The 19,935-nt window shown below is 58.3% G+C and carries 20 protein-coding genes and 2 pseudogenes; 10 read left to right on the top strand and 12 right to left on the bottom strand.

Translation table 11 applies throughout. The annotated features are described in order from the left end of the window. Nucleotides 1-49 precede the first annotated feature (49 nt). From ACI77D_RS03495 to ACI77D_RS03475, 5 genes are all read right to left on the bottom strand, one after another. Nucleotides 50-2,137 (bottom strand): LTA synthase family protein, encoded by a 2,088-nt coding sequence (locus ACI77D_RS03495; RefSeq protein WP_064453370.1) that lies wholly within the window; start codon nt 2,135-2,137, stop codon nt 50-52. A 417-nt stretch (nt 2,138-2,554) separates the two neighbouring features. Beyond that, entirely contained in the window at nt 2,555-2,746 is a 192-nt protein-coding gene (locus ACI77D_RS03490; RefSeq protein ID WP_003172956.1) for a PLDc N-terminal domain-containing protein, read from the bottom strand. A 68-nt stretch (nt 2,747-2,814) separates the two neighbouring features. Beyond that, nucleotides 2,815-3,345, bottom strand: a complete 531-nt coding sequence (locus ACI77D_RS03485) for a hypothetical protein (protein ID WP_407016054.1) — start codon at nt 3,343-3,345, stop codon at nt 2,815-2,817. Between the two features lie 41 nt (nt 3,346-3,386). Further along, nucleotides 3,387-3,902 (bottom strand): ankyrin repeat domain-containing protein, encoded by a 516-nt coding sequence (locus tag ACI77D_RS03480; protein WP_064453372.1) that lies wholly within the window; start codon nt 3,900-3,902, stop codon nt 3,387-3,389. Between the two features lie 98 nt (nt 3,903-4,000). Then, nucleotides 4,001-5,827 (bottom strand): long-chain-acyl-CoA synthetase, encoded by a 1,827-nt coding sequence (locus ACI77D_RS03475; protein ID WP_407016053.1) that lies wholly within the window; start codon nt 5,825-5,827, stop codon nt 4,001-4,003. A 395-nt stretch (nt 5,828-6,222) separates the two neighbouring features. On the opposite strand from ACI77D_RS03475, the gene ACI77D_RS03470 reads away from it, so the two are divergent. Continuing rightward, nucleotides 6,223-6,501, top strand: coding sequence for a DUF3509 domain-containing protein (locus ACI77D_RS03470; RefSeq protein ID WP_048721059.1), 279 nt, complete (start codon nt 6,223-6,225; stop codon nt 6,499-6,501). A 92-nt stretch (nt 6,502-6,593) separates the two neighbouring features. On the opposite strand, the gene ACI77D_RS03465 is transcribed toward ACI77D_RS03470, so the two are convergent. From ACI77D_RS03465 to aroC, 4 genes are all read right to left on the bottom strand, one after another. Beyond that, nucleotides 6,594-6,863, bottom strand: a complete 270-nt coding sequence (locus ACI77D_RS03465; protein ID WP_064453374.1) for a response regulator transcription factor — start codon at nt 6,861-6,863, stop codon at nt 6,594-6,596. Between the two features lie 208 nt (nt 6,864-7,071). Further along, entirely contained in the window at nt 7,072-7,602 is a 531-nt protein-coding gene (locus tag ACI77D_RS03460; RefSeq protein WP_064453375.1) for an acireductone dioxygenase, read from the bottom strand. After that, nucleotides 7,599-8,759 carry an MFS transporter gene (locus ACI77D_RS03455; RefSeq protein ID WP_064454986.1) on the bottom strand — a complete coding sequence of 387 codons (1,161 nt, stop codon included), beginning with the start codon at nt 8,757-8,759 and terminating at the stop codon, nt 7,599-7,601. Before ACI77D_RS03455 ends, ACI77D_RS03460 begins: the two co-directional genes overlap by 4 nt. Nucleotides 8,760-8,769: 10 nt before the next feature. Continuing rightward, entirely contained in the window at nt 8,770-9,861 is a 1,092-nt protein-coding gene (gene aroC, locus ACI77D_RS03450; RefSeq protein ID WP_064453376.1) for a chorismate synthase, read from the bottom strand. A gap of 143 nt (nt 9,862-10,004) precedes the next feature. Between aroC and ACI77D_RS03445 the strand changes: the two genes are divergently transcribed. Both ACI77D_RS03445 and ACI77D_RS03440 read left to right on the top strand, forming a co-directional pair. Next, on the top strand, nt 10,005-10,967 hold the full coding sequence (locus tag ACI77D_RS03445; protein ID WP_221295308.1) for an alpha/beta hydrolase: 963 nt from the start codon (nt 10,005-10,007) through the stop codon (nt 10,965-10,967). Between the two features lie 99 nt (nt 10,968-11,066). Then, nucleotides 11,067-11,873 (top strand): hypothetical protein, encoded by an 807-nt coding sequence (locus tag ACI77D_RS03440; RefSeq protein ID WP_064453378.1) that lies wholly within the window; start codon nt 11,067-11,069, stop codon nt 11,871-11,873. A 139-nt stretch (nt 11,874-12,012) separates the two neighbouring features. Here ACI77D_RS03440 and prmB read toward each other — a convergent pair whose 3' ends face one another. Then, on the bottom strand, nt 12,013-12,921 hold the full coding sequence (gene prmB, locus ACI77D_RS03435; protein ID WP_407016052.1) for a 50S ribosomal protein L3 N(5)-glutamine methyltransferase: 909 nt from the start codon (nt 12,919-12,921) through the stop codon (nt 12,013-12,015). A gap of 239 nt (nt 12,922-13,160) precedes the next feature. Here prmB and ACI77D_RS03430 point away from each other — a divergent pair, with 239 nt between their 5' ends. From ACI77D_RS03430 to ACI77D_RS03415, 4 genes are all read left to right on the top strand, one after another. After that, on the top strand, nt 13,161-13,751 hold the full coding sequence (locus tag ACI77D_RS03430; RefSeq protein WP_064453380.1) for a cysteine hydrolase family protein: 591 nt from the start codon (nt 13,161-13,163) through the stop codon (nt 13,749-13,751). Nucleotides 13,752-13,892: 141 nt separating this feature from the next. After that, nucleotides 13,893-14,213, top strand: coding sequence for a hypothetical protein (locus tag ACI77D_RS03425; protein ID WP_064453381.1), 321 nt, complete (start codon nt 13,893-13,895; stop codon nt 14,211-14,213). A 75-nt stretch (nt 14,214-14,288) separates the two neighbouring features. After that, on the top strand, nt 14,289-14,846 hold the full coding sequence (locus ACI77D_RS03420) for a Smr/MutS family protein (protein ID WP_064453382.1): 558 nt from the start codon (nt 14,289-14,291) through the stop codon (nt 14,844-14,846). Nucleotides 14,847-15,315: 469 nt separating this feature from the next. Next, a complete protein-coding gene (locus ACI77D_RS03415; RefSeq protein ID WP_407016152.1) occupies nt 15,316-15,588 on the top strand; it encodes a hypothetical protein in 273 nt (90 codons plus the stop codon). Here ACI77D_RS03415 and ACI77D_RS03410 read toward each other — a convergent pair. Both ACI77D_RS03410 and ACI77D_RS03405 read right to left on the bottom strand, forming a co-directional pair. Then, nucleotides 15,503-15,748 (bottom strand): hypothetical protein, encoded by a 246-nt coding sequence (locus tag ACI77D_RS03410; protein WP_407016051.1) that lies wholly within the window; start codon nt 15,746-15,748, stop codon nt 15,503-15,505. The two genes, ACI77D_RS03415 and ACI77D_RS03410, sit on opposite strands and share 86 nt — an antisense overlap. Before the next feature lie 401 nt (nt 15,749-16,149). Then, nucleotides 16,150-16,680 (bottom strand): annotated as a pseudogene (locus ACI77D_RS03405) (glycoside hydrolase family 19 protein); the annotation flags it as partial. A gap of 89 nt (nt 16,681-16,769) precedes the next feature. On the opposite strand from ACI77D_RS03405, the gene ACI77D_RS03400 reads away from it, so the two are divergent. From ACI77D_RS03400 to ACI77D_RS03390, 3 genes and pseudogenes are all read left to right on the top strand, one after another. Beyond that, nucleotides 16,770-17,993, top strand: a complete 1,224-nt coding sequence (locus ACI77D_RS03400; RefSeq protein ID WP_407016050.1) for an acyltransferase family protein — start codon at nt 16,770-16,772, stop codon at nt 17,991-17,993. Nucleotides 17,994-17,995: 2 nt separating this feature from the next. Next, on the top strand, nt 17,996-18,475 hold the full coding sequence (locus tag ACI77D_RS03395) for a hypothetical protein (protein WP_407016049.1): 480 nt from the start codon (nt 17,996-17,998) through the stop codon (nt 18,473-18,475). A 474-nt stretch (nt 18,476-18,949) separates the two neighbouring features. Beyond that, nucleotides 18,950-19,935 (top strand): annotated as a pseudogene (locus ACI77D_RS03390) (IS3 family transposase); the annotation flags it as partial.

The raw sequence follows: 19,935 nt of genomic DNA, 5'->3' as shown, positions 1-19,935 counted from the left end.
GGACAAAAAAAGAGGCCTCACTGAGGCCTCTTTTTTTATGCCCGACTTATTAGTCCGGCTTGCCGTCGACCACACCGGCGGTGTTATCCAACAGGCTCTTGGTCGCCGTCTGCAGGAACGACTCGAGTTTCTGTTTCAGCGCTGCTTCGTCCGGTGACTCGGGAATCACTTTACCGGTCGGCTCAGCGCCCAGTTCGTACTCCCACAGCTTCGGTGGCATGTCCTTGGGCAGTACCAGAATGCGGTCTGCGGTAACCAACGCTACGGTCTGGTCACTGCCCGACGGCTTGATCACGCCAAAGCCCTTGTCGCCTTCCGGCAGATTCAGCAGGTCACGGCCCCAGCACTGGTGCAAGGTATCGCCACCCAGGCGGCCCATGATGGTCGGCACGATGTCGATCTGGGTGCCCACGGTGTGGTCACGCTCGCCGAACTTCTCCTGCATGCCCGGTGCAATCATCAGCATCGGTACGTTGAAGCGGCCCAGGTCCATTTCGGTGATTTGCTGTTCGTTGCCGAAGCCGTGGTCCCCCACGATCACAAACAGGGTTTCCTTGAAGTAAGGCTCTTTACGGGCCTTTTCAAAGAACTGGCCCAAGGCCCAGTCGGAGTAGCGCATGGCCGTCAAATGCTCGTTGAGGCTGCCACGGTCGGTGACTTTCTCGACCGGCAATGGCGTCGGCAATGCGTACGGCGTGTGGTTGGACAGGGTTTGCAGCAGGGCGTAGAACGGCTTGCCGCCTTCGCGGGCTTTGAGTTCTTCCAGGCCACGGTTGAACATGTCCTGGTCGGACACGCCCCACGTCGGGTCGGAGAACACCGGGTTGACGAAGTCGTTACGCCCGATGAAGTTGGTCATGCCCTGGTTGCTGAAGAAACCCGACTGGTTGTCCCAGGCGAAATCGCCGTTGTAGACATACACGTCGTCAAACTTGCGCGCACTGAGCAACTGCGGCAGGCCCGACAGCTTGTGGCTGCCTTCCGGGGTCTGCATCAGGTATTCGAAGCCCGGCAGGTTCGGGAAGCACGCCATGGTGGCGAACATCCCCTGGTGGGTGTGGGTGCCGTTGGAGAAGAAACGGTCGAACAGCAGGCCTTCCTTGGACAATTTGTCGAAGTACGGCGTGATGTTGCCCGGGCGGCCTAATGCACCCACCGAATGACCGGCGAAGCTTTCCATCAGGATCACTACGACGTTCTTGATCGGCAGGGTTTTTTCGGCCGGTGGCGTGTAGTCACGGCGAACGGCAGCCGACTCCGTATCCACCAGTTTCTCTTGTGGCAGCACCAGCATGTCACGCACGGTCTGGGTGGCCAGCGGCTGGTCCAGGGTGGCTTTCCAGATGTTCGAACGTTCTTCGGAGAAGCGCGCCTTGGCGGCGGCGATCAGCGACAGAGTGCCGTTCAAGCCCAACTGGTTGGCGAAGTTCGAATCGGTGGTGTAGACATCACCCCAGCGCAGCGGCGGGCCCTGGCGCAGGGTGCCACGGATGGCGACCACGGCGATCAACAGGCAGACCACGAATACGGCGATGCGGGTGTACCACGGCGCCACCTGGCGGGTGCCGACGGTGCCGCCGCTGAACGGGCCACGTGGGCGCGTCGCACGGTCGGCGCCTTTAAAGGCCATGCTCAGGATCAGCGTACCCACGGCCCAGGCCAGCAGGTACCGCACCACCGGGAAACCGTACCAGAGCATGCTCATCACGGTTTTCGGGTCTTCCTTCACATACTGGAAGACCAGGCCGTTGAGGCGCTGGTGGAATTCGCGGTAGAAGTCCATCTCCATCAAGCCCAGGAACAGGGCAATACTCGACGCGACGGTCAGCCACAAACGGAAAAACCCGCGCGCCGCCATGGCCCGAACGCTGAACAAGGCCAGCAGCATCGGAACCAGCGCGTACATCACAAAGCGTATGTCGAAGCGCGTGCCGTTGACGAACGCTTCGAGGAACGTCGAGGCCGGCGTGTCGAGGATCATCTCGCGGTTGTAGACCAGCAGCGCCAGGCGCAGCAGGGAGAACATCACCATCATGACCAGCGCGCAAAGCAGCGTGTATGCCAGATGGGATTTGACGGTCGGTTGCAGCAGGCGATTAGAAGCTCGCTGCTGACTCAGGGCGTCCGGGTTTGCCATGTCGTTTCAGGACCCATTGGAAGTTTAAGTTTAGAAGTAATGCAGTGGCGCCCGTCCCTCGCCCAGGCTGGCTGGGGTAGGCGGTTAGCGCGGTGGCGCAAATGGTGCCCGATCAACGGCATCAACGCTATTAATTACTGAACATATGCCACGGCCATGCGGTTAATGGCACTGGATAGAGAGCCTTGGCAGAGCCTTAAAAACCGGCGAATTGTCTTGGACGAGGTGTGAAAATTTCGTGCACCGAATAATCTCGACACACAAATCTCAGAATACGCTGGAGACAAATAGGGAGCGGGCTTGCTCGCGAAAGCGCTGCGTCAGTCAATACATCAGTGACTGAACCACCGCTTTCGCGAGCAAGCCCGCTCCCGCATTTAGTGCAGTGCCCACTCCGGATTGGAGCGGGCCCGGTGATCAGATCCGCACATTCCCGCGCGGCCCGGCAATTGCCCAGATAATCAGGCCGAGTACCGGCAGCAACAGGATCAGCAAGATCCACAACACCTTGGCGCCCGTGCTCGCGCCGCTTTTAAAGACGTTGATAATCGCCCAGATATCCAGCGCAAGGATAATCAGGCCAATCAGACCATTGAAAGTCGAACCCATGGTGTCGCTCCTAAAGTGAGGGCATGCCTCCTTAGGATAGTCAGCCGTGGCGGCGGTTCCGTTTTATTTCAGACGTGCACCGCAACACGCAGCGCTTCCAGCGACGGCTCAGCCTTGATGCCAACGTGGGCGCACAGTTCCAGCACGTGCGGCAGGTCGTTGCCGTACACCAGCACGCTCTGGATCTCGTCATCGAGCAATTGGCTGAAGTTGAGCAGCACATAGCCGCCCTCTTCCGGGCTGAGGGCGCTCATCTGGATCTGGATGCGATTGAGTGCAGTGAGGTCTTCGGTCTTGGCCAACTGCTTGGGCTTGAGGTTGAACGCCACGCCCGGGCCGAAGGACGCGACGATCTGCGCAAACAGATCGCCATAGGTGTCGGCCTGGAACAGGACGGTGTCCGGCAGGCTGCCCACCACCACCCACTCACCCAATGGAATAGGGAACGAGTCGTCGTAGTTGATATCCGGATTGGCTGCCAGAAAGGCCGCAGGGTCCGCGTAGGCCTGGGCCGCTTCTTCGGCGATGCGCGCCACCTCGTCCTCGCCCATGACGCCGGCGCTGATTTTGCTGATGAGTTCGACGAGGGCGGTTTTCATGGGAAGGTCCTGTGGCGGGCTGGTTTTTGAGGGCGCGTAGCCTACACCAGTTTTTGCAACTGCGCCGCCGTATCCGCCGCGCCCATGGTTTGCGCTGCAGCTAACGCCGTCGCGCCCTGGGCGTCAGTCGCCTTGGGATTGGCACCTTGCCCAAGCAGGTAGTCGACCATTTCTACGCGGTTGAACATCGCCGCCATCATCAGCGCGGTACGCCCATCCGACGATGATGCATCAACCGGTGCGCCACCTTCGATCAGCGCCGTGACCACGGGCAGGTTACCCTTGAATGCGGCACCGGCAATCGGCAGTTGGTTTTTGTCATTGGCGATCTGTGGGTCAGCCTTGAATTCCAGCAGCACTTTTACCGCATCGGCGTGGCCGTGGTAGGCCGCGAGCATGAGCAAGGTGTCGCCATTATGGTTGCGCAGATTGGGCGGCAAGCCTTTGGCCAGCAGCGCAGCGAGCATGGCGGCGTCGCCCCGGCGAGCCACGTCAAAGACCTGTTCGGCAAATTCGGCAGCTTCGTCTTCGGTCATTTGTTTGGGCTGGTCTGACATGTGAGGGCTCCTTGTCTGGTGTGCTTTATAGGCGCCCAGTGTCGCGACGGAGTTCCCCACTGTCATGCCTTTTTTGCCAAAAGCGGCCATAGCCAGAATCAATAACGAAATTGCCCGCCCTGGATCTGCGCCAACAGCTGGCCGGTGACCGGCACATAGCTGTCAGACCCTGGAAGCCAAACGTAGACCGGGTCATTACCGGCTTTTGCCGGGTCAAACGCCTCCTCCTTGAGCTTCACCTTCTGGTATTTGAAGGTGCCGGTGGTTTCCATCTTCACTTTGATGCGCAGAAACAACGGCACCGCGTAGTGCGGCAGTTGGCCGTGGGCAAACTGGAGCAATTCACGCATGTCCAGGGACGCCAGGGATTCGCTCGGGGTGATGGCGACCATCCCCGCCCGGCCGTTGGTGTTTTCGATCTCGACGCCATAGGCCACCACTTCGGCGATCTGCGGGTGTTGCAGCAGGACGTTTTCGACTTCGGTGGTCGAGACGTTCTCCCCCTTCCAGCGATAGGTATCGCCCAGGCGGTCAACGAACTGAGCATGGCCAAAGCCGATACTGCGCAACAAGCCGCCGGTATTGAAGTAGCGGTCACCCTTCTCGAACACATCCGTGAGCACCACCTTGCGGTTCTTTTCCGGGTCGGTGTACCCGTCGAAGGGTGATTTTTCATCAATCCGGGCCAATAGCAGCCCCTGCCCGCCCGTTTGCACCTTGCGCATCAAACCATCGCTGCCACGGATCGGTTCACCCGTGTCGTGGGCGTATTCCACCAGTGCCCAGTGCTGCAGGCAAAAGCCGATGGTGTTATCGAAATTCAGCACATTGGTGAAGCCGATATTGCCGTCACTGGCAGCGTACAGCTCGCAGATATGCTCAACGCCATAGCGTTGCTTGAACTGCGCCCAGACGCCGGGGCGCAGGCCATTGCCGACCATCTTGGTCACGCGGTTATCACGGTCCTGCGCGCTGGGCGGCTGATCGAGCAGGTAGCGGCACAACTCCCCGACATAACCCAGGGTTGTCGCGTTGAATTTGCGCGCATCGTCCCAAAACTGGCTTGCACTGAATTTACGCCGAATGGCGAACCCCGACGCGCCGACAATCGCCGAACCCCAGCACACACACAGGCCGGTGGCGTGGTACAGCGGCAACGTGCAATACAGGACATCTTGCGGCCCCATGTCCAGGGCGATGCTGCCGAAACTCACAGCGGTTTTGGTCCAGCGGCCGTGTTTCATGATCCCGGCCTTGGGCAAGCCCGTAGTGCCGGAGGTGTAGATATAGAAGCACGGGTCGTTGAAAAAGATTTGCGCAGTGCTGGTGGGGTTGCTCACCGCGCATTCGGCGCTGGCCACCATCAGGTCGATGTAACCTTCAGGCACCGCACTTGATGGTTGATCGGCGACAAACCAGGTGCGGTCGGCCTTAATCGCGACGTGCTCACGCACCGCAGAAAAGGCAGGCACCAACTCCGCCCCCACGACAATGGCCACCGGGGTCACCAGATTCAGGCTGTGCACCAGCGCCGCCTGGGTTTGCGAGGTATTGAGCATTGCGCAGATACCACCCAGCTTCGCCACGGCCAATACATTGAGCAGTAATTCAGGCCGATTCTCGATAAACAGCGCAACCACATCACCCTTGCCGATGCCCTGCGCGTGCAGATGATGAGCGATACGATTGGCGCGCTGGTTGGCTTCGCTGTAGCTGAGCACACTGTCGCCGTACAACAACGCAGCACCGTCGGGATTACGCAGCACAGCCTGCTCGAACTGCCACCCGAGGCCGCAAGGTTGCCCCGGGTCAGTGACATTCGCGGCACGCATCCCGCGTACCACGCGCGGCAGGGCGCGAACAATCGCGGGCACCTTTCGCAGCATTTTGCCCCAAGTGATCATGTCGTCTTGCGGATGGCTCATGGCGGAACGTCCTTTTTTCTTGTTCTTCGTATGATCCAGGAACAGCGGTGACGCAGTAGGCGGCACGCCGAATACCTTGCAGGAAAATACGCCTGCCATTCTTTGGCTGTACATGCAGGATTTGAAAAGTTTTGTATCCCGTGCCGGCGGCCACAAAAAAGGAATTTTGCGCAGCCATCAAAGTCATTATCAGTAATGAAGGGCTGAAACGGGTGGCCCGAACAACGCAAAATGCAGGATGCACGATGGCCATTCATGCATTTTGCACGAAACTGAAAATCTTGAAAATTTTTAAACTGTTGATTTACAACGATTTTTTATAAATCTGAATACTGGCACAATCACTGCACCTATCTCTCCATGCTTGCCAACTTGAGCCAACGGAGCTGATAGACATGAGCCTGATCCAAGATAAATTCGCTTCTGTATTCTCCCAATACGACGTCACCACTCAGCCACGTCCTGACGGCGGTATCCTGCTGACCCTGCGCAACAGCGAAGGCAAACAAGTCAAGCGCTCGATCTCATACCAACAGTTGCACACTGCTGACCAACTGACGTGGGTGATCAGCGCCATTCGCCGCGACTTGGCCGAACAAGCCAGCGATTTGCCCCAGATTTCGATGCTGCAAAGCCAGAACCGCTTTGCCCTGCCGACTTACCATTCGGCATAAGCAACACCGAAGCAACACCGATAAAAAAAGGGCCGCGACGCCATTAAGCGTCGCGGCCCTTTTTTATACGTTCAGCACAGCCTTTTATACGTTCAGCACAGCCCCTGGCGCGTCGCTTCATTTATCGCCTGCACGCGGTTGGTGACGTCCAGCTTGCCGTAGATATTACGCAGATGGAATTTCACCGTGGCTTCAGAGGTGGCGCGAATCTGGCTGATTTCCCAAACCGTCTTGCCTTCAGCAGCCCACCGCAGGATTTCCAGCTCGGTCGGTGTGAGGGGTTTGCCGCCCAGGCTCAGACGTCTTCTAACGCCCACAGGCTCGGTCACCGGCGTACGACACGACTCCTCTCGGCCACTCATTGATCTCTCTCCTGTAGTAGTGGATGCCTTATCACCTTTCGGATTCCTGCTATTGACAGGTGATATAAACATCAAGTCAGGAGAGAGTTACATAACGAATGGAATCAAGGCATAAGTCGCCGCATAAACAGCGATGCCTTACAGATAATTAGGCTTATTCCCACAGCAACTTCCAAATTGTCGGGATTGCATATTTAGATACGTGTACTTAGTCGTCCAATCCGGGAATACGAGCAGCCATATCGCTGCCGGTGAATTCAGGCACTGCGCCGTCAGCGCTGTTGAACAGGCGCAATGTCACACAGTGCGGATTTTCGCCCATGTCGAACCAATGGGGCGTTCCGGCCGGGATCACCAGCAGGTCATTTTTCTCACAGCGTACGGCGTATATGTACTCGCCCACGTGCACAGCAAACAGGCCTACGCCGGCGATGAAAAAGCGCACTTCGTCGTCGCTGTAGCGGCGCTCCTCAAGGTACTGGGCACGCAGCTCGGCTTTCTGTGGGTGGTCGCTCGTCACGCTGAGCACTTGCACAGAGGCGTAACCCAGAGCATTGATCTGCTCCTGGTAGGCAGCGATCATTTCAGCGTCGCCGGCGCCCTTCTCGATGGGGCTGGGCTGCCAACGTTCGAACCGCACGCCATGCTCGGCCAGGGCCGCAGCGATATCGTCGAAATGGGTCAGGACCTTGTTCGGGGTGTCCGGTGTGGCGACGTGGTAAACAGCTACATAACTCATTGCACGGTTCCTTGGTTCGGCTCTTGCAATCGAAGGCCAATGATAACGGCGGCGGCCAGGGCCGCGATGCTGGCGATGCTGAACGTCAGGGTCGGCCCCAGCAGATTCCAACTGTAACCGGAATACAGGGCCCCCAAGGCGCCCCCGGTACCGGCCAAGGCAGCATAGAGCGCCTGGCCCTGGCCTTGTTGTTTATCGCCGAAACTACGTTGCACAAAAGCAATGGCCGCCGCATGAAAGCTGCCGAAGGTGGCGGCGTGCATCACCTGCGCCAGCAGCAGCACCCAGAAGAATTCAGCGAATGAGCCCAGCAGCAACCAGCGTACCGACGCCAACAGGAAACTGGCCAGCAGCACCCGTCGCACCGAAAAGCGCGTGAGGATGCGGCTCATGGCCAGGAACATCAGCACTTCCGCCACAACGCCCACTGCCCAGAGCAGACCAATCACGCCACGGCTGTAGCCCAAATGCTCCAGATGCAGGGTCAGGAAGGTGTAATACGGGCCGTGGCTCATTTGCATCAACGCCACGCAGGCATAAAACGCCAGGACACCGGGGCTGCGCAGCTGCTTGAGAAAACCGTCGCCGGCCAAACGATTGCCATGGCTGACAGGCTGCGCATTCGGCACCCACAGGCTGGCGCCGATGATGCCGGCCATGATCACCACGACCACCACCGGGTAAATGTCCAGGCTCAGCCAGTCGAAAAGGCGGCCCATGATCACCACGGTGAGAATGAAACCGATCGAGCCCCACAGGCGGATCTGACTGTAGCGCGAGGTCTGCTTTTGCAGGTGCGCCAGGGTAATCACTTCAAACTGCGGCAACACCGCGTGCCAAAAAAACGCGTGCAACGCCATGACCAACGCCAGCCAGGCATAGGTCTTGCTGACAAAAATCAGCGAAAAACTTGCCAGGGTGCACACCGCGCCAAATCGCACGATGGCCAGGCGTCGGCCGGTATGGTCGCCCAACCACCCCCACAGGTTCGGCGCCACGCAGCGCATCAGCATGGGGATGGCCACCAGCTCGCCGATACGCGCGCTGGAGAACCCCAGGTGATCGAAGTACAGCGCCAGGAAAGGGGCCGTCGCCCCCAGCAGGGCGAAGTAAAACAGGTAGAAGCTGGAGAGTCGCCAGTACGGGAGCGCTGTCACGGTCAAGCCGTCACAGCTGGCCCAGTATCGGAGTGCTCACGCGCACATCGGCATTTTGCCCACGGTTGCGCAGCAGGTGATCCATCAACACGATCGCCATCATCGCCTCGGCAATCGGCGTGGCACGGATGCCGACGCACGGGTCGTGGCGGCCCTTGGTGATGACGTCGACCGGGTTGCCGTTGACATCAATCGAACGGCCCGGCGTGGTGATGCTCGACGTTGCCTTGAGGGCCAGGTGCGCCACAATCGGCTGGCCGGAAGAGATACCGCCGAGGATGCCACCCGCGTTGTTGCTGAGGAAACCTTGCGGTGTCAGCTCATCGCGATGCTCGGTGCCTCGCTGGGAGACACAGGCAAAACCGGCGCCGATTTCCACACCCTTGACCGCATTGATGCTCATCAACGCGTGGGCCAGTTCGGCATCCAGACGGTCGAAGATGGGCTCGCCCAGGCCAGGCTTCACGCCTTCGGCGACTACCGTGATCCTGGCACCGACCGAGTCCTGATCGCGACGCAACTGGTCCATGTAGGCTTCCAGCTCCGGCACCTTGTCCGGGTCGGGGCTGAAGAACGCGTTGTCATCCACACTGTCCCAGGTCTTGAACGGGATCTCGATCGGGCCCAATTGACTCATGTAGCCACGGACAACAATGCCCTGGGTGGCCAGGTATTTCTTGGCAATGGCACCGGCGGCCACGCGCATGGCGGTCTCGCGGGCCGAGCTGCGGCCGCCGCCACGGTAGTCGCGTTCGCCGTATTTGTGATGGTAGGTGTAGTCGGCGTGGGCCGGGCGGAACAGATCCTTGATTGCCGAGTAGTCCTTGGACTTCTGGTCGGTATTGCGGATCAGCAAGCCAATGGCGCAACCGGTGGTACGGCCCTCGAACACGCCGGAGAGAATCTCGACTTCGTCGGGCTCCTGGCGCTGGGTCGTGTGGCGGCTGGTGCCGGGCTTGCGGCGATCGAGGTCGCGCTGCAGGTCTTCCAGAGACAGCTCGAGGCCGGGCGGGCAGCCGTCGACAATGGCGACCAACGCCGGGCCATGGCTTTCGCCCGCGGTGGTGACAGTGAACAGCTTGCCGAAGGTATTGCCGGACATGCAGGGCGCTCCGTGAAATCAGTTGAATCAAGTCAACCGTAATAACTTAAGGCCGCCAGTATACGCAGGCTAACCGACTAGTTCATCCTCGAAACCTTACCGGTAGACGTTGGTCCAACCGGCACCTTCCCAATGATGGCGCGATGATGCTGCGAGTTTTGCTTTTGACCCTTACCCTGTTTTCCAGTATTGGCTTCGCCGCCTCCCCTGTCGTGCTGCAACGGCCTATCAGCCTGGACACCGGCAGCGGCGAGCTGTTTGGCTCGCTCTTGCTGCCCAAATCCGACAAACCCGTGCCCGTCGTGTTGATCATCGCCGGCTCCGGCCCGACCGACCGTAACGGCAACAGTGCAGATGGCGCGCGTAACGACAGCCTCAAGCGCCTGGCCTGGGTACTGGCCCGCAATAACATCGCCAGCGTGCGCTATGACAAGCGCGGCGTGGCCGCCAGCCTTGCCGCCACCCCCGATGAGCGCAACCTGACCCTGGATGCCTACGTGGCCGACGCCGTCGCCTGGGGCAAACTGCTCAAGGCGGATAACCGGATGGGCCCGCTGATTGTGCTGGGCCATAGCGAAGGCGCGTTGGTCGCGGCCCTCGCCGCACCGCAACTCGACCCGGCTGGCGTTATTTCCCTGTCCGGCAGCGCACGACCGGTGGACCAGGTGATTCGCCAGCAACTGGCCGATCACCTGCCCCCTGCCCTGTTGCTGCGCAGCAATGAAATTCTCGACCACCTCAAGGCCGGCCAGGTGGATGCCGATGTACCGCGCCCGCTGGAAGGTATTTTCCGACCCAGCGTGCAGCCTTATCTTATTAGCCTGTTTCGCGCCGATCCGTCGGCTGCCTTCGCCAAACTGAGCATGCCGGCGCTGATTATCCAGGGTACCAACGACATTCAGGTAGGCGTGGCCGATGCCCGACAATTGAAAAATGCCAAGCCGGACGCGCAACTGACGGTAATCGAAGGCATGAACCATGTGATGCGCATCGTGCCCAAGGACGTGAAGGAGCAACTGGAGTCCTACAACGATCCGAAACTGCCCCTCGCCGCTGAGCTGGGCCAGCGCATCGTGCGCTTTATCGACGGACTTCAACCCCATTAAGCGACTATTTGCCTCCAGTCCTGCAAAAAACGGCCGATAAGCCCAGGGTCAACAGTAAAAAGACTGTCGACTCGCAGGGCTTGGACAGGATCGCGCCGCATGACAACCACCGAAGCAACACCCGAATCGACCGCCGACACCCCGGCTGAACAAACCGAGGCCGTCGAGGCAGCGGCACTGCCGTGGGCGGACGTACAGGCCGAACATTTCAAGATGCTGCGCCTGGCGCCCCTGGCCACGGATCGCGCCACCGGCGTGCGGCCGTTACGTTTCGTGCAATTCGGCTATGCCGAGCGCAATGATAAACACCACAGCCTGTTGCGCATGGTCATCCAACTGCCAGGCCAGCGAGTACGTCGCGAGCAGAACCACCTGGATATCTGGGTCGATCACGATACGCACCGCGTGCATTTCGGCCCGGGCAACAGCCTGGAAATCGAACCGGCCAACCGGGGTATCGGTCGTTTCCTCGTCGCACAAGGCGCGGCGTGGGCAAAAAAGAAATGGTCACATTACCGCGTCGACGGTGTGGACCTGGCTAACAAGGATGCACTCAACGAAGCCACGCGCCTGCGCCGCGATCACTTCCTGCGTATCCAGGGCTTTGATGTGGCTTATGCCGATGTACAGCACCTCAAAGGCAATGTGCAGCCGGGCAAGGTCAGCGAAGTGCTGGACAGCTGGAACACCGAGAAGGTGCAGTTCGTGGAAATCCTCGAAGCTGCGCAAATGCTCCAGCAAGCTGAACAGAACCTCGCCGAGCAGGAAGTAAAGCTGCGCAAGGAAGAGGAAAAGGTCACCAAGTTCAAGCGTGAGGACAGCGGTTTGCGCTTTACCATCACCTGCCTGGTGGCGTTTACCGTGTTTCAGGCCGGGTTGCTGATCTGGATTGCGACACACCGATAACAGGCTGGAATGCAAACAAACAGGTGGGAGCTGGCTTGCCTGCGATGGCGGTGGGCCAGTTAGCACTTGTGCCACTGATATACCGCCATCGCAGGCAAGCCAGCTCCCACATTGATCGTGTTTCTTCAGCTGAATCGGGTTAAACCCGAGCCGCAAACACTGCCTGATGTTCCCGGCACTGTTCAGCCGTCAACATGAACACGCCATGCCCACCGCGCTGGAATTCCAGCCAGGCAAAGTCCACTTCCGGGTACAACGTCTCAACGTGCACCTGGCTGTTGCCGACTTCGACAATCAACAAGCCTTTCTCGGTCAGGTGGTCTGCGGCCTCGGCCAACATGCGTCGAACCAGGTTCAAGCCATCATCACCGCAGGCCAGGCCCAGTTCCGGCTCATGCTGATATTCATCCGGCATGTCGGCGAAGTCCTCGGCATCCACATATGGCGGGTTGGACACGATCAGGTCAAAACGCTGGCCCGGCAGACCGTCGAAGCCGTCGCCCTGCACGGTGTATACGCGCTCATCAACGCCATGGCGCTCGATGTTCTGGTTGGCCACTTCCAGCGCTTCGAAGGACAAGTCGCCCAGCACCACTTCAGCGTCCTGGAACTCATAGGCACACGCGATGCCGATGCAACCGGAGCCGGTGCACAGGTCGAGGATGCGCCCCGGCGGCTGGGCCAGCCACGGTTCGAAGCGGTTTTCGATCAGTTCGCCGATCGGCGAGCGCGGGATCAACACACGCTCATCGACAATAAACGACATGCCGCAGAACCAGGCTTCTTTCAACAGGTAAGCGGTAGGCACGCGCTCATGGATACGGCGGTGCAGCAAACGCTGCACGTGGGAGATTTCTTCTTCTTCAAGGTTGCAGTCCAGGTAGCTGTCGGCGATTTCCCAAGGCAGGTGCAAGGCGCCGAGCACCAATTGCCGGGCTTCGTCCCAGGCGTTGTCGGTGCCATGGCCGAAAAACAGGTCTTCCCCATGGAAACGGCTGACAGCCCAACGGATGTGGTCGCGCAATGTGCGCAGGCGGGATGTGATCACGGGGGCAAGCTCCTGGAAAAAACGACTGGCGATTCTAACAGCCTTCGCCTGTACCGACGATGGATGAAAACCCTTCGCCACCCGTCGGAATTCATCCAATTTGCCATCGTTGCACTAAACAAGCCGCCCACTTGACATGGCTGTGAGCCAACAACGGCGTACCTTACGATGGTAGCGATTCACAGAACCGCTCAGCCAGTGGACAATGTCACAAAAGCCCCCCTCACAGGAGCCCCAGAATGTCCGTTCCAAAGACGATGTTTCAACTCAGCGGTCGCGGTTATGCAGCAGCCAACCTGAACCATGCGACCCTCGTGATCATCGACGCCCAGAAGGAATACCTCAGCGGCCCACTCGCCCTCTCAGGCATGGACGCGGCGGTCGCCAACATCCAGCAACTGGTCGCCGCAGCGCGCAACGCCGGGCGCCCGATCGTGCACGTACGTCACCTGGGCACCGTCGGTGGCCTGTTCGACCCGCAGGGCGAGCGTGGCGAATTCATTCCCGGCCTGGAGCCGCTCGGTGACGAAACCATTATCGGCAAGCTGCTGCCGAGCGCTTTCCACGGCACCGGCCTGGAAAAGCACTTGCAAGACCTGGGCTCCCTGGACTTGATCGTCTGCGGTTTCATGAGCCACTCCAGCGTCAGCACCACCGTGCGCGCCGCCAAGAACCTGGGCTTTCGCTGCACCCTGGTGGAAGACGCCTGCGCCACCCGCGACCTGCCCTACAAAGGTGGCATCCTGAGTGCCGAGCACGTACAGCAGACTGAAATGGCCATCATGGCCGACAACTTCGCTACCCTTGCGTCAACCAAAGATCTGATCTGATCGCCCCTCGGATGAGCGGCGCGGCGTGTTTATTGCCCCGCTCATCCGCAAATGCCTGTCATTTGCTGCAATTGCCTCAGGCACAGGAACAACCTGTGTATCTTCCGGTCGAAGGGCCGATACCCTGGAGGAAAGGTCGGAATGAAGATATCCGATGGTTTTGATGCTCGTCGCTTGCGCCCAAAGGGGCCGAGCAACTGGCGTCTGCGCCTGGTGGCCGGCTTTGCCGCGCTGCTGGCAATTGTAGGTCTGCTGCTGGCGGGTGCCGGTGGCGCCGGTTTGTTTGGTCATTCGCCGGCCCTCGGCGAGCTGAATGCCAGCCCGGGCGGCTCGGCTATTCTGTTGGGAATCGGGCTGCTGGTGCTGTGGTTGGGCGTATGGTTGTGGCGTCGCAGCCGTCGGCGCATGCGCCAGCCGTTGTCGCTGAACATCGCTTCGCACCTGATGAAAAAGCACGACTGATGGCGCATGGATAGCGTTTCCTGCGCCCTGGCCGCCGCGATTTAGGTAAACTGCCCGCCCTTCGCGGAGGCTGACATGCAAGACGACGATTTTTCCCTGTTCAAAAACGAGCTGCGCGGCGTCAAGCCGATCAAGCACGACCGCGCCGACACCGGCAAACCCAAGACCGACCGGGCACAGATCGCCAAACTGCGCCAGGCTGCGACCGTGCGCACCGATGCCACTACCGTGGACGGCCTTTCGGACCAGTTCGTGATCGACGTAGGCCCCGAAGATGAGCTGATGTGGGCCCGCGACGGCGTGCAGGAAAGCCAGATGCGCAAGCTCAAGATCGGTCAGATCCCGTTCGAAGGCAGCCTCGACCTGCACGGTATGAACGTGGAAAAAGCCCGCGAAACCCTCTGGGCCTTTCTGGCCGAAGCAACCAAATTCGAAATCCGCTGCGTGCGCGTCACCCACGGCAAGGCCGTGCGGCTGGATGGCAAGCGGCCGATGATCAAAAGCCACGTCAACACCTGGCTGCGTCAACATGCCCAAGTGCTGGGTTTTACCTCTTGCCAGGCCCGCCACGGCGGCGCCGGTGCGGTGTACGTGATGCTCAAGCGCACCATGATGGAAGGGCGTGACGAGTAACAAGTGCCATCGTCAGGCTTGCAGCGATGTGTCCGCCACCGTAACCTTGCGCTTTGCGAAAATCCCACAGGTAGTTTCATGTCCCTGGAACAGAATTACACCGCGATTCTAAAGGGGTAAGGCAAAGTATCAATAGTCAATTAATCCGGGGACTTGCTTACTCCAGTGTTACCCGGTTTTGACCTGATTTACACGGTCATTGGTACAAAAACTGATACGAGATCCATCCCCTCTCCGGCATCCTGCCGATGAACACCACTCCCAAATCTGAAACACCTCGGGTACTGTATAGACATACAGAATTCAGATTGGCCCAACATGAACCTCGACGAAGACACCTCAGCGTGGCCTGGCTGCCCTACGCCCTTGGAAATGTAAAAAAAACCAGTGCTCTCTGCTCGAGGAGGAACTCAGCGAGACAGAGGCGCTGCTGCGCAAGGCCTGAAAGAACATCGCCGGGCTGGTCCAGATGAACGACGCGCTTTCCACCGGCAAAGCAGAGGCTGAGGAGTTCCTCAAGAAAGCGCTGACCGAGATCGTAGAGCTCAAAGAGCGATGCTCCGAACCCGCCACCCTGGGAATGAAGCTCGTCACCGAACAGCGCGACTACCTGCTCAGGGAGAATCAGCGGCTCTTGATGGAGCTGAATGGGCGCACTACTGACAGGCCTCAACTGCCGCAATCAACTGACGCTCGTAGCCAATCCGCTGCCGACGCTCAGTCAGAAGCGCCCGCACCTTGAGTTCCAGTGTGTCGGACTTTGTCAGGCCTTGCGCCGCCCACGGGGGGATTCCGACATCTTTAGTCTTGCAGGGGACCAATACCGGTACCTCTACGCGAACGGTCCGTACCTCGGGTGGGCGTCCTGCACAACCGGCTAACACCACCAGCAAAGCCTTCATAGACTCAACTCATTATCGATGATCGCGCTTGCAGCATGGGCGGGATCACCGCCGGTTCGCTCGCGCAAAAGGTTATTGGCTGCCTCGTATTCCGGCTGGGACTCCTGCCGGGGCTTCCCCTGCGCCAATGCGGCGTTCCGCTCCCGCAGCTCACCGGCCTGCACCAGTTCGCCAAGCTTTCTGCCCTGCCCACCGGCCAGCGCCTCAAGGTTTTCCTGTGCTGCCTTGGTGCTGGCCCGGTCGAGGCTGGCCGTGTCGAGCAGCGGACGGTAGTGGCGCGCAGCGAGCCATACCCCGGCGCCCGCGCCCGCGCCAACCGACAACCGCCAACCGCCAACCGCCAACCGCCAACACCAGAAGAGCGGCCAGGACCAACACGTCAAGCTTCTGCACCGCCGTAATGCGAGCACCTTCAGCGCCATGTCGTACAGCCCCTGGCGATCGGCCTGGCCGGTGAGCCCGCCGTTGATACGCCGAGTGATCTTCGCGAAGTCCTTCTGGTCCGCCAGGGTGTTCAGGCCGAGCCTGGACCAGAACCACGCTGCCGACATTGCAGCGTGCTGCGGCTGCTCGAGCAGCTCGGGCTTGTTCATCAGATCCAGGCCCAGCGCATCGCCGCACGCCGCATAGTTGGCCCGGCCGGTGACTTGGATCAGGCCACGGCCACGGTATTTGAAGCCATCGCCATTGACCGTATTGCCCAGATCGGCGCGCCCTTCATACCCGGCCTGCTTCGCCGTCGGCCCCCACAACTCTTTCAGCCAGCGGAACTGCCCCGACTCATGCCCTACCTGAGCGATGAAAGCGGCCATGCGCAGTCGCGTGACGATTCCGTACTTGGCCATGGCCGTATGCAATACAGGAACAAAAACGCCGGCTTGGCGGCCGGCGTTCGGGAGTATCTGCTGCAGCTGCTGCTCAGTGATCGGCATGCTTTTCTCCAGGCACAAAAAAGCCCGCACGGTGGCGGGCGTTACTCAAGCGGGTTACGATACGCGCCCCTTGAATTCAGGAATGAATCGTGATTGAGAAACGACAACTGGATGCGCTGACATCTCTCCGCTTTTTTGCGGCGGCGATGATAGTCCTGACGCACGCCCACCCTATATTTGGTTCTTTCGGATTAGCAGAAGCCGCTCCACTTGGTCAGGGGGTATCATTCTTTTTTGTTTTAAGCGGGTTTATTCTTGCTTATAACTACCGTGGATTTTCAAAAGACGGTTCAATCGCGAGGTTTTTGGTTGCCCGTTTCGCCCGTGTATGGCCTCTGCACTTCGTAACTTGCATCATATGGATAGGGCTAATATTCCACTTCGACAGGTATACGTATTTCGGCGGCGCAGTTGGCATGGAAAGGCTTTTAGCCAACCTAACCCTCGTTCAGTCTTGGATACCACTTAAGCTATGGGCCCTATCATTCAATGGAGTAGCTTGGAGTATTTCTAACGAGATGTTCTTCTACCTTCTGTTCCCGGTTTTTATTGGGCTATGGAGCAAGCATTGGGCGAAAATGTTTTTCGCTGCAACTTTGGTAGTTGTAGCTTTTATCTGGGCAGGCAATTTACTAGAGCTTAAATCGGCAGACTCATTTAACGGCGTGAGCTTGTTGGGTACGATCTACTTCAACCCGCTGGTTCGTGTGTTTGAGTTCATGTTCGGTATTTTCCTGGCTAAGGTGTTCATGACACCACTGGTTCATGACTTCAAAACCACCACGCTGGGCTGGCTGTACCTTGAGCTTATGGCGCTTTCATTGGCTGTCGTTGGTATGTTGCTAGCTGGTAACCCAAGCCGCATCGCGGACACATTCGGAACTGCTGCTGGGTACTACTTTCAGCGTGAAGGTATATGGTTGTTGTGGGGCCTATTGATCCTCGTGTTTGCTTTGAGCAAGGGGCCAATCGGAGCGATTCTGTCTACTAAGCCCTTAGTGTTCTTGGGTGAAATCAGCTTTTCTCTGTACCTAGTACACGCCATTATTATTACGTTTATTGAGCCTCATGCCGAAGCTATCAAGCCTTACGGACTGACAGGTTATGCAATTTTCTGGGGTGTCGCATTGTTATCATCTGTCTTGCTTTACAAGGGCGTGGAAGATCCATGTAGGCACCTGATCATGAACGCATGGGATCGTCGCCATACATCCCATATCGAAAACTTCAAAGCGAGCTACAAACCTGTAGCTATAGTAAGCGCTTCTCTAATAGCAATTGCTGTTGCAGTAATTCATATAAACAGGATTTAAAAATGAAAAAGTATTGGGCAATCCCAGCTATAGCAGTGACAGCAATTGCAGCCATCATGATTTACTCGATGGCAAGCATTGAAAAGCCGAAGGTTGTCGATGGTCGTGCAGCTTTTGCAGACGGCACAACTATCACTCAAATTAAGTTTGAGTCGTCTGATGCAGAGGACAAGCACAAGGTAGCGGTTCTGACTATCACGCCTGGCACAGAGAAAGGCCTGAGCTTTGCTGTTCACCTGAATGACTCTAGCAAAAAGATTTTTTCAAACGTCGGTGACTTCCCCCTGACAAAATACTGCAAGGGCGATACAACATTGGAGTGCTCCATTCCTATTTCTCGCGAGGAACTCGATAAGTCCGTAACCATGGGTATTGCCGCGTACGCTATCCCAGGCCAGCTTATCGCTGTTACTGATGGGCAGTCTGACTGGGACGGTCACCGCGCACTATTCCAGACCCTGGCTTATCACGGCGTTTATTGACAAAAAATTCGAATAGACCCGCCGCTTGGCGGGCCTTTTTTTGACTAACTTTTGAGTGCCCACTGAAGCGCGCTCATGTTGATGTAGACCAGATTGGCTACGGGTGCCTGCGTGTATACCGAGCCGACAGGGTCAACTCTCAGAAGAACCTGCAGGCTGTAGCTCAGGCTTCCAGGAGTTCCAGCAGGTGCTCCTGCGCACCATAGGAACAGCTGCTGCTGAGGCGCATAGCAGGTCGGCAGTTTGAAAAGCACGGTGCCGAGCGGTGTGTTAGCCGGCGAAGGGATACTATAGTCATTCGCCATGTAAAACTGGTCGCCACGTACCCCAAACGCGCACCTTACCTGATTGCCGCAAGTGGCTTGCTGCGCTGCAGGAATCCACCTCTGATTTATAGACCGCAGATCAATTGTAGTGGTTTAATGAAACCGGACACCCATTTAGGCGAGAATGCTCGCCAGATCGAGGTGTCAGATGACCAAACAACGCCGTTCCTTTACTCCTGAATTCAAGCGCGAGGCTGCTGATCTCGTGCTCAAATAAAACTACAGCTACATCGAAGCCAGCCGTTCACTCGGCATTGGCGAGTCGGCATTGCGCCGCTGGGTTGACCAGATTCAGAAAGAACATAAAGGCATCACCCTGCAGAGCAAGGCGCTGACGCCGGAACAGCAAAAAATTCAGGAACTGGAGGCCCGAATCGCTCGGCTTGAGCGAGAGAAATCCATACTAAAAAAGGCTACCGCGCTCTTGATGTCGGAAGATCACGAGCGTTCGCGCTGATTGACCAGTTGAGCGCCCATGAGCCGGTTGATTGGCTGTGCAAGGTGTTTGACGTCACTCGCTCGTGTTACTACGCCCAGCGCCTGCGGCGCCGCACGCCCGACGTTGAACGGCTTCGATTGCGTAGTCACGTCAGTGAGCTGTTCTCGCAAAGTCGTAGCTCTGCGGGCAGTCGCAGCATCCTGTCGCTGATGCGTGAAGACGGTGAGCAACTCGGTCGATTCAAAGTGCGTAGCTTGATGCGCGAGCTTGATTTAGTCAGCAAACAACCCGGCTCCCATGCCTACAAACGAGCAACAGTAGAAAGACTCGATATCCCGAACACATTGAACCGCGAGTTCGATGTGCCAGCGCCCAATCAAGTCTGGTGCGGCGATATCACCTACATTTGGGCGCAAGGAAAGTGGCATTACCTGGCTGTCGTCCTGGATCTTTGCACGCGTCGGATCGTGGGTTGGGCGCTGTCGGAAAAGCCAGACGCTGAGCTTGTGATCAAAGCGTTGGATATGGCCTACGAGCAGCGTGGCAGGCCTTCGGATCTGCTATTCCACTCGGACCAAGGATCGCAATATGCAAGCCGACTCTTTCGCCAGCGGTTGTGGCGATACCGCATGCGCCAGAGCATGAGTCGACGAGGAAACTGCTGGGATAACGCACCGATGGGTTGGCTCCAGCGC

It is taken from the genome of Pseudomonas sp. O39 (genome assembly GCF_045447295.1).
In the GTDB taxonomy this organism is placed as follows: domain Bacteria; phylum Pseudomonadota; class Gammaproteobacteria; order Pseudomonadales; family Pseudomonadaceae; genus Aquipseudomonas; species Aquipseudomonas antarctica_A.
The sequence above is the reverse complement of the archived record's forward strand: the minus strand, read 5'-3'. Positions and strand labels throughout refer to the sequence as shown.